The sequence below is a fragment of the Alcanivorax sp. UBA3183 genome (genome assembly GCF_002364155.1).
In the GTDB taxonomy this organism is placed as follows: domain Bacteria; phylum Pseudomonadota; class Gammaproteobacteria; order Pseudomonadales; family Alcanivoracaceae; genus Alcanivorax; species Alcanivorax jadensis.
Window position 1 is genome coordinate 243491 of the sequence record NZ_DEXN01000006.1, and the last position, 8728, is coordinate 252218.

The following is an 8728-nucleotide window of genomic DNA, read 5'->3' on the forward strand; positions in this document are numbered from 1 at the left end:
CTCCGTACACTAAGGCCTGACCCTAAGTGAAGAGACTATGGCGCGCCTACACCCGCGATTGCTGGAAGCCCTTAACCTGTTGCCGAAGGACAAGCCTGTCCATCTGCTGACGCGTCATTCCGTGCGTGAGCTGGCCAAGAACGGCTTTGCCGACTATCGGCTGCCGTTGACTCCGGAGGGCATCGAAATGGCCCGCGAATGGGGCACCCAGCTGGCGCGGCCAGTGGAGGCGTTTTATTCCAGCCCGGTGGGGCGCTGCGTGAATACCGCCATCGCCATGGCGGAAGGGGCGCGCAAGGCCGGACTGATAGCGGATATCCCCGAGGTGACCACAGATACCACGCTGGTGGAGCCCGGGTGCTATGTGGAAGATCTGAATCAGGTGGGGCCCACCTTCCTGAAAATGGGGGCCTTCAAGTTCCTCAACCACCACCTTCAAGAGCCGTTTGAGGGCATGCTGTCACCGGCGGAAGGCCGGTCCAAGCTGGCGGCTTACCTCAAGGCTCGTGAACCAGCCAGTGGGCATCTCAATGTTCACGTCACCCATGACACTATCCTCGCGGTGCTGGTGGCCGAGCTGCATGGCCGTCGCCGCATCAGCGAAGAAGACTGGCCCTGGATGATGGAAGGCCTCTGGGTATGGTTCAGCGGCGGGCAGATGCACTGGGTCTGGCGTGGTGAGCATGGCCACCGGGTTCTGGATCACTGATCCCTCTCTTCATCATCCATTCGACTATTTTGGCGAGGTGATCCTTGTCTGCTCTGACGATTCGTAATCTGACCAAGACCTATGCCAATGGCGTGCATGCGCTCAAGGGCATCGATCTGCAGGTGGAGAAGGGCGATTTCTTTGCCCTGCTGGGCCCCAACGGGGCAGGCAAGTCCACCACCATTGGTGTGATCAGTTCCCTGGTGAACAAGACCGCGGGGGAGGTGAGCATCTTTGGCCATTCCCTGGATACCCAGCGTGCCCTGGCCAAGATGAAAATTGGTGTGGTGCCCCAGGAATTCAACTTCAACCAGTTTGAAAAGGTGTTCGACATTGTCGTCACTCAGGCGGGTTTCTATGGCATCCCTGTGCCCCTGGCCCGGGAGCGGGCGGAAAAATACCTGCGCCAGCTGGGCCTGTGGGAAAAGCGCGACAAGCAGTCGCGGACTCTGTCCGGTGGCATGAAGCGTCGGCTGATGATTGCCCGGGCGCTGGTGCATGAGCCTGAGCTGTTGATTCTCGATGAGCCCACCGCCGGGGTGGATATCGAGCTGCGCCGTTCCATGTGGGATTTCCTCACCCGTATCAACGGCGAGGGGAAGACGATCATTCTTACCACGCACTATCTGGAAGAAGCGGAATCCCTGTGTCGCCACATTGCCATCATTGATCACGGCATCATTGTGGAAAATACCGACATGAAATCCCTGCTGGAAAAATTGCAGGTGGAAACCTTCATTCTGGATCTGGCGCGGCCGGTCACCGAGGTGCCGGTACTGGAAGGGTTCGAGGTGTGGCTGAGAGATTCTCGTACGCTGGAAGTGGCTGTGCCGAAATCACAAAGCCTCAATACCTTGTTCGTGGCGCTGCAGGAACAGCACTTTGAAGTGATGAGCATGCGTAACAAGGCCAACCGGCTGGAGGAGTTGTTTGTGCGACTGGTAGAGCAGAATCTGCCCGGGGAGCAGGCATCATGAGTGCACGCGAACAGTGGGTGGCCTTTCTCACCATCGTTACCAAGGAAATTCGACGTTTTACCCGCATCTGGCCGCAGACCCTGCTGCCACCGGCGATCACCATGACGCTGTACTTCGTGATCTTCGGTAACCTCATCGGTAGTCGCATTGGTGAGATGGGCGGTTTCAACTACATGCAGTACATCGTGCCCGGCCTGATCATGATGAGCGTGATACAGAACAGCTACGGCAATGTGGTCAGCTCGTTCTTTTCCACCAAGTTCCAGCATTCCATTGAAGAGATGCTGGTGTCGCCTATGCCGGCTCATGTGATCCTTAACGGCTTTATTGTTGGCGGTATGGTGCGCGGCATGCTGGTGGGGCTGATCGTCAGCCTGCTCAGTCTGTTTTTCACCCAGCTATCCATGCAGCACCTGCTGATCACCATCACCGTGGTGATACTGACGGCAGCCCTGTTTGCCCTGGGAGGATTTATCAATGCCATCTTCGCCAACAAGTTCGATGATATTTCCATTGTTCCCACCTTCATTCTGACGCCGCTGACCTACCTGGGTGGGGTGTTCTATTCCATCGACTTGTTACCGGAGTTCTGGCGAATGGTGAGCCTGGCCAATCCCATCGTTTATATGGTTAACGCCTTCCGGTATGGCGTTCTGGGTGTCAGTGATGTGAACGTCTATGCCTCGCTGGCAGCGATCATGGCATTTGTGGTGGCGTTCTATCTGTTGGCGCTTTGGTTATTGCAGCGTGGTACGGGTATTCGCCATTGAACATTCGGATTATGATGAAGATCCAAGCCAAGGACGGAAGTACCAAGAGGTTGCCATGAGCTACTTGAAGGAAACACCGCTGGGGCGATCCAGCGATTATGTAGATGAGTACACGCCCTCGCTACTGTGCCCGGTGCCGCGCTGGGATGCGCGGGAATCCCTGGAGCTGGAGGAGCTGGGCGATGAAGATACCAGCCTGCCGTTCCACGGCACGGATATATGGAATGCCTACGAGCTGTCCTGGCTCAATGAAAAGGGCAAACCGGTGGTGGCCCTGTGCGAGCTGCGCATCCCCTGCACCACCCCCAACATCGTGGAATCCAAATCACTCAAGCTGTATCTGAATTCCTTTGCCAACACCCGTTTTGAAAACCGGGATAAGGTGCGCGCCACGATTGAAAAGGATGTGGCGCAGACGGTGGGTGGCAACATGGAAGTGTTGCTGCATTCCCTGGAAGAATCCGCCGGCTTTCCGGTGTGGGAAGATCGCGGCCAGTGCGTGGACAACATCGATATCGGTTTCGAGCACTATGAATACCGGCCCGACCTGCTGCTGTGTGACCAGGGTGCCGAACAGACCGGGCAACTCTATTCCCATCTGCTGCGCAGCCATTGCCCGGTGACCAACCAGCCGGACTGGGCCACGGTAGTGGTGCGCTACACCGGCCGAGCCATCAGCCCGGCCAGTTTTCTGCGTTACGTGGTGTCCCTGCGTAATCATCAGGGCTTCCATGAACAGATCATCGAGCAGATGTTCGTGGATCTTATGCGCCAGTGCTCCCCACGTCACCTGACCGTCTACGGTCGCTTTACCCGCCGTGGTGGCATCGATATCAACCCGTTCCGCTCCAACAGCGAGCAGCCGTTACCGAACCGACGCACCATCCGTCAGTAACAACGCCAACAAGCCAACATCGTTATCAAGGAGCGAACAATGTCCGATCTGGAACAGACCCAGGGTGAACCCAAACAGGAAGAGCGAAGCCTGGGCCTTGCCTGCCACTTGTTGGCACTGGCGGGTCTGATAGTGCCATTCGGCAATATACTGGGGCCACTGATCATGTGGCTGGTAAAGAAAGATGGCAGTGCCTTTGTTGATGATCAGGGCAAGGAAGCACTGAACTTCAACATCACCATCTCCATTGCCGGCTTTATCGCCTTCCTGTTGATGTTCGTGGTCATTGGCGGTCTTCTGCTGCCCATCATCGGCATCTTCTGGCTGGTGATGACCATCATTGCTGCGGTCAAAGCCAATGGTGGGGAGCGCTATCGTTATCCGTTGACCATTCGGTTGATTAAATAATAGCTACGAGCTTCTAGCTGTTAGCTACGAGTAAAAACGCGCCTTCTGGCGCGTTTTTTTGGTTTGGGGGCATTGCAGCGCGGGCACCCAATTTGGAGCTTGCCGCTAGCGTTTCTTCGGGTCGCAGCTAGTAGCTAGCCGCTGCTTTTACGGCCCCAACGGCCAGCCAAACCCGATCCACACCCCCAGCAAGACCGACCACCCCAACAACAACGTCAGGCTATACGGCAGCATCAGGGCGATCAGGGTGCCGATGCCGGTGTCTGGCTGGTAGCGGCGGGCGAAGCCAAGTACCAGCACGAAATAGGGCATCAGCGGGGTGATGATATTGGTGCTGGAATCGCCTACCCGGTAGGCCGCCTGGGTGGCTTCCGGGGAAATGCCCAGCAGCATCAGCATGGGCACGAAGATGGGGGCCAGGATGGACCATTTGGCGGAAGCGCTACCGATCAACAGATTGATCATGGTGGTGAGCAGCAGGAACAGCAGTAACAGCACCACGTCGGGCACTGTCAGGCTGCCCAGCCAGGCGGCGCCCTCGATGGCCAACAGCAAGCCCAGCTGGCTGTAGTTGAACCAGGCCACGAACTGGGCGGCAAAGAACATCAGCACCAGGTAACCGGCCATGGAGGCCATGGTGGTTTCCATGGCGGTAATGATATCGCCGGCATTGCGAAACTGGCCGCTGACACGTCCATACACCGCGCCACACACCCCAGCGATGAGCGCCACTATCACCACCAGTCCATGAATGAACGGCGAGCCGAGCACGCCACCTGTGTCCTGGTGGCGCAAGGGAGCCTCTGGCGGGAGCACCAGTAACGCGATGCCTACCAGCAGGATCAGTAGTGCTGCCAGAGTCCATTTCATGGCACTGGGGTGGCTGGTTGGCACCTGGGGGGCGGAGGTCTCTGCCGTTGGCTGGCTGGCCAGCCGGGGTTCGGTGATGCGCTGGGTGACCAGAGTCACCAACGCTGTAACCAGAAAGGTGGAGACGATAATGAACCAGTAATTGCCGGTGGCATCCACGGTGCGAGTCGGGTCCACAATACGGGCGGCTTCTGTGGACAGGCCGGCCAGGGTGGCATCCACCGGACCCACCAGCAGGTTGGCGCTAAAACCGCCGGATACTGCCGCAAAGGCGGTGGCAATACCGGCAATGGGGGAGCGGCCAGCGAGTTGGAACACCAGCCCGGCCAACGGAATCAGAACCACATAGCCGGCGTCCACGGTAAGGCTGGAGAGGACTCCGGCAAAGGCTACCGTGATCACCAGGGTGCGGCCGGAGGCCCGGCGTACCAGGCTGGCCAGGCTCACTGACAGCAACCCGGATTGCTCGGCGACGCCCAGCCCCAGCATGGCCACCAGCACAATACCCAGGGGCGCAAAGCCGGTGAAGTTTCCCACCAGTGAGGTGAACAGATAGCGGATGCCGTCTCCGTCCACCAGCGAGCGCGCTGTCACTGTCTCCTCGCTGAGCGGATGCTGAGTGGAAAGCTCCAGCGCTCCGAGTACGGCGGTGAGGGGAAGTAACAACAGGCACAGCCAGACAAACAGCAGGGTAGGGTGGGGCAGTTTATTGCCCAGCGTTTCCAGTCGGCCCAGCCAGCCGGTGGTGTTGGTCATGATGCGATCCCCTGTTGTAATCGGATCACTTTAGCGAGTAGCAGGTAGCGGGAACAAGGGCGTTCGAGGGGGAGTGTTTCGTTGGAGCTATGCTTGCATGGCGAAGGGGTGGAGAAGGTTCGCCATGCAAGCATAGCTCCAACGGATGGCGGAAGACTTTTCATCAGTAGCGGTTTTGCAGGGAGAAACCGTCATAGGGTTATGCGCCCACAAAAAAGCCCCGCATTGCGGGGCTTTCTTTATTTGGCGGTGGGGGAGGGATTCGAACCCTCGATACGTTTCCGTATACACACTTTCCAGGCGTGCTCCTTCGGCCACTCGGACACCCCACCTTAAACTGATTGTGCTCAAGAGCCTTCTGGCCAACTCTTGAGGGCGCGTAGAGTACCGGAGGGTGGGGCTTGAGGCAAGCGCCCGACCGCCTGGTTGGTCAGGGTTTGAGCATTTCTGCGTCAGGGGCTCAGGTTCTTGCCAGGTACAGGCCCTGATAAAGGCAAACCACCTTGCCGTCGACGTCGGTGCCTTTGGCGTGAATGCGTAGTGTGGCCTTGCCCCGGCGGCTCAGGCGCTGAGCGAAACGCTCCCGATCCTCTTCGCTGATGGACGCAGTAATCTGTAGATCACCGTCCAGAGGTAATTTGTATTCCAGCGAGGTTTCCACAGCCACCACATCGGCCGGGTGGCCGCTCTGTTGGGCAAGCAGGGTTGTCAGGCCCCAGCCGGCCAGCGTCAGCAGTGCGGACTGGCTGCCGGCGAAGAAGGTGCCCTTGTCGTTGTGGTTGGGCCCCAGGGGGGCGGTGACGACCAGACTGAGGCCGTCAAACCCGGCGAAGGTGAAGTCCAGATGCCGCGTCAGTGGTATGGCGTCGCGGACCCGTTCTGCCAACGCATCCAGATCCATCATGGCAGGGTACGAATGAAGTCGGCGGGGGAATCGTCGGGCAGGTTCTTCAGGTTGCCCACTGGGGTGCCCAGGTACAGATAGGCTACCACCTGATCCTTGGGGGCAAAGCCCAGCATGCGTTTGGCCAGATCGGAGTTGGCCAGAGCGCCGGTACGCCACATGGCGCCCAGGTTCAGTTCGTAGGCGGCTACCATCATGTTCTGCACAGCAGCCCCCACGGCCAGCACCTGCTCCCACACCGGAATTTTGTGGTTCTCAGTGACTTCAGCCACCGCCACGAGAATGGTGGGCGCGCGCAGGGCCTTGTTGCGGGCATTGGCCCGGCTGCGCGAGTCGGCCTCGGGCTGATCTTCCAGCAGCTGCGCTTCCATGATGTCGCCCAGCCGTTCCCGTTGTTCGCCTTCCAGCACAATGAAGCGCCAGGGACGTAACAGACCATGATCCGGTGCACGGATGGCAGCACGCAGCAACAGGTCGAGCTGCTCGTCGCTGGGACCGGGCTGGTCCAGTCGCGGGCTGGAAACACGGGTAGTGAGGGCGGTGATGGTGTCCATTCAGGGCTCCTTGTACAGGGGCGCCATGGTAGCCCGATTTGAAAATAACTCCCAGTCAAAGGGGGGAGCCTACCTAATGCCTCTACATCACTGAGTTGTCGCTGAAAATATCTCCAGGTACGGCGTGGGCCGTAAGGCCTGCTGGGCCACGTTCAAGGTTCACGGCTCTGCATGGCGAGCAACCCGGCTCAGCGGTGTAAAGGCATTAGGTAGGCTACAAGCCACCTTTGATCATGCCAGTCTTTTTTCTTAGATGGGAAAGAGATAAGCTTCTCGCAAATGACGTGAATCGGTTCACATGACAAGTTCAACCAAAAAGAAAGCCCGCCGATCCCAGATCGGTCCAATGGAGCGGGCACGCCGTCAGGCTAACTACATCCGTTTACTGGCTTTCCTTGTGGCCGCCACGATTCTCATGGCGGGTCTGAAGCTGGAACTGTATCCCCAGCTGTATATGCTTGGCGTGGCGGGCCTGCTCGTCTATCCGTTGATAGCCCAGGGGCTGCTGTTCCTGGCGGAGAGACAGGATCGACCGCAAAAGCCGGTGCATCAACTGTTGATGCAGGCTGATGCGATGATCATCGGGGTGGTGTGCGCTCTGCTGCATTTTGCCCTGGTGCCTTCGCTGGTATTGCTGATCATTGTCCACGCCAATGCGGTCAGCAGCGGTGGTCTGAAACCCTGGTTGCTGAACCTGCTGATGACAGCCATTGGCGCCCTGCTGATGGGCTGGATCCTGGGTTTCCCCGCCTTGCCGGTGGAACAGTCGCCAGTGCTGCTGACAGTCATCTCACTGCTCGGGCTGGGCATTTATGTGGGCGCGTCCTCCGCCTTTGCGCACCTGCAGGCCCGTTACCTGAAACAGGCCCAGGATGCAGTGCGTCGTCAGCAGAAACAGGCGGTGGACATGTCTCGCAAGCTGGCCAAGTATCTGCCACCGCAGGTATGGGGCTCGATCTTTTCCGGCAAGCGTGATGCCAAGCTGGAAACCCGCCGCAAGCGGCTGACGGTATTCTTTTCCGATATCAAGGGTTTCAGCGCCATTTCAGAAGAGCTGCCGCTGGAAACCCTGACCAGCATGCTAAATGCCTACCTTAGCGAGATGACCCGCATTGCCCTGCGCCATGGCGGCACCATCGACAAGTTTATCGGTGATGCGGTGATGGTATTTTTCGGCGACCCGAAAAGTGCTGGCGCCCAGGAAGATGCTTTCCGATGCGTGATGATGGCCATCGAAATGCAGGAGCAGATGAAATTGCTGCGCCAGCGCTGGAAGCGTGAGGGCATTGACCACAAGCTGGAAATCCGCATCGGCATTAACACTGGCTACGTGACGGTGGGCAACTTCGGTACCGATTCCCGGATGGACTACACTATTCTCGGCACCGATGTGAACCTGGCCAGCCGCCTTGAATCCGCTTGCCGCCCTGGCGGCGTGCTGATTTCCGAAGCCACCCAGGACCTGGTAAAAGATCGCATCCAGTGCCGCAATATCGGCGACATTCAGGTCAAGGGGTTCAATCGACCGATTCCCGTATTTGAAGCCATGGGGGCCAAGAAGGATGCGGGTGCCCGAAATCGTTATGTTTCTGCGGAGACCCAGGGCTTCGGCATCCATCTGGATCTGGAGCGTATTCGCAATTTCGACAAGAACTCCATCCTCAAGACCCTGGCCCGGTCCGCCACGGATCTGAAACAGGAAAAGCCGGTGGAGGTGGACTTCGAAGCCGAAGGTTTCAGCCTGCATGTCAAAAGCGCCGAACTGAAAAAACGCGAACGGGAAAAGATCATCGAGATGATGGGCCGCGCCGCGAAAAAGGTGCAGACCGAAGTGCGGGTTTGAGGGAGTCGCTACAAGCTACAAGCTACGAGCTACGAGCTACGA

The 8728-nt window shown here is 58.3% G+C and carries 9 protein-coding genes and 1 tRNA gene; 6 read left to right on the forward strand and 4 right to left on the reverse strand.

Going from position 1 to position 8728, the window contains the following annotated elements; all coding sequences use genetic code 11:
• Nucleotides 1–37 precede the first annotated feature (37 nt).
• From B3Q33_RS02555 to B3Q33_RS02575, 5 genes are read left to right on the forward strand one after another with little or no spacing between them, the layout of a single operon-like run.
• Complete coding sequence (locus tag B3Q33_RS02555; protein WP_273008854.1) at nt 38–709, forward strand: histidine phosphatase family protein; 672 nt, start codon at nt 38–40, stop codon at nt 707–709.
• A 44-nt stretch (nt 710–753) separates the two neighbouring features.
• Nucleotides 754–1686, forward strand: a complete 933-nt coding sequence (locus B3Q33_RS02560) for an ABC transporter ATP-binding protein (protein ID WP_273008856.1) — start codon at nt 754–756, stop codon at nt 1684–1686.
• Nucleotides 1683–2456, forward strand: a complete 774-nt coding sequence (locus B3Q33_RS02565) for an ABC transporter permease (RefSeq protein ID WP_035246803.1) — start codon at nt 1683–1685, stop codon at nt 2454–2456. The genes B3Q33_RS02560 and B3Q33_RS02565 overlap by 4 nt, the downstream gene beginning before the upstream one ends.
• A gap of 55 nt (nt 2457–2511) precedes the next feature.
• Nucleotides 2512–3351: an NADPH-dependent 7-cyano-7-deazaguanine reductase QueF gene (queF, locus tag B3Q33_RS02570; RefSeq protein WP_273008857.1), complete on the forward strand. Its 840-nt coding sequence runs from the start codon at nt 2512–2514 to the stop codon at nt 3349–3351.
• 39 nt (nt 3352–3390) lie between these two features.
• Nucleotides 3391–3759, forward strand: a complete 369-nt coding sequence (locus B3Q33_RS02575; protein ID WP_273008859.1) for a DUF4870 domain-containing protein — start codon at nt 3391–3393, stop codon at nt 3757–3759.
• Nucleotides 3760–3906: 147 nt separating this feature from the next.
• Here B3Q33_RS02575 and B3Q33_RS02580 read toward each other — a convergent pair whose 3' ends face one another.
• The 4 genes from B3Q33_RS02580 to B3Q33_RS02595 form a co-directional block, all read right to left on the reverse strand.
• On the reverse strand, nt 3907–5385 hold the full coding sequence (locus tag B3Q33_RS02580; protein WP_273008860.1) for an AbgT family transporter: 1479 nt from the start codon (nt 5383–5385) through the stop codon (nt 3907–3909).
• 244 nt (nt 5386–5629) lie between these two features.
• A tRNA-Ser gene (locus B3Q33_RS02585) sits at nt 5630–5717 on the reverse strand.
• 128 nt (nt 5718–5845) lie between these two features.
• On the reverse strand, nt 5846–6289 hold the full coding sequence (locus tag B3Q33_RS02590) for a YiiD C-terminal domain-containing protein (protein ID WP_035246812.1): 444 nt from the start codon (nt 6287–6289) through the stop codon (nt 5846–5848).
• Nucleotides 6286–6843: a nitroreductase family protein gene (locus B3Q33_RS02595; protein WP_035246814.1), complete on the reverse strand. Its 558-nt coding sequence runs from the start codon at nt 6841–6843 to the stop codon at nt 6286–6288. Before B3Q33_RS02595 ends, B3Q33_RS02590 begins: the two co-directional genes overlap by 4 nt.
• A gap of 298 nt (nt 6844–7141) precedes the next feature.
• On the opposite strand from B3Q33_RS02595, the gene B3Q33_RS02600 reads away from it, so the two are divergent.
• Nucleotides 7142–8686 carry an adenylate/guanylate cyclase domain-containing protein gene (locus tag B3Q33_RS02600; protein WP_273008861.1) on the forward strand — a complete coding sequence of 515 codons (1545 nt, stop codon included), beginning with the start codon at nt 7142–7144 and terminating at the stop codon, nt 8684–8686.
• The last annotated feature ends 42 nt before the right edge of the window (nt 8687–8728 follow it).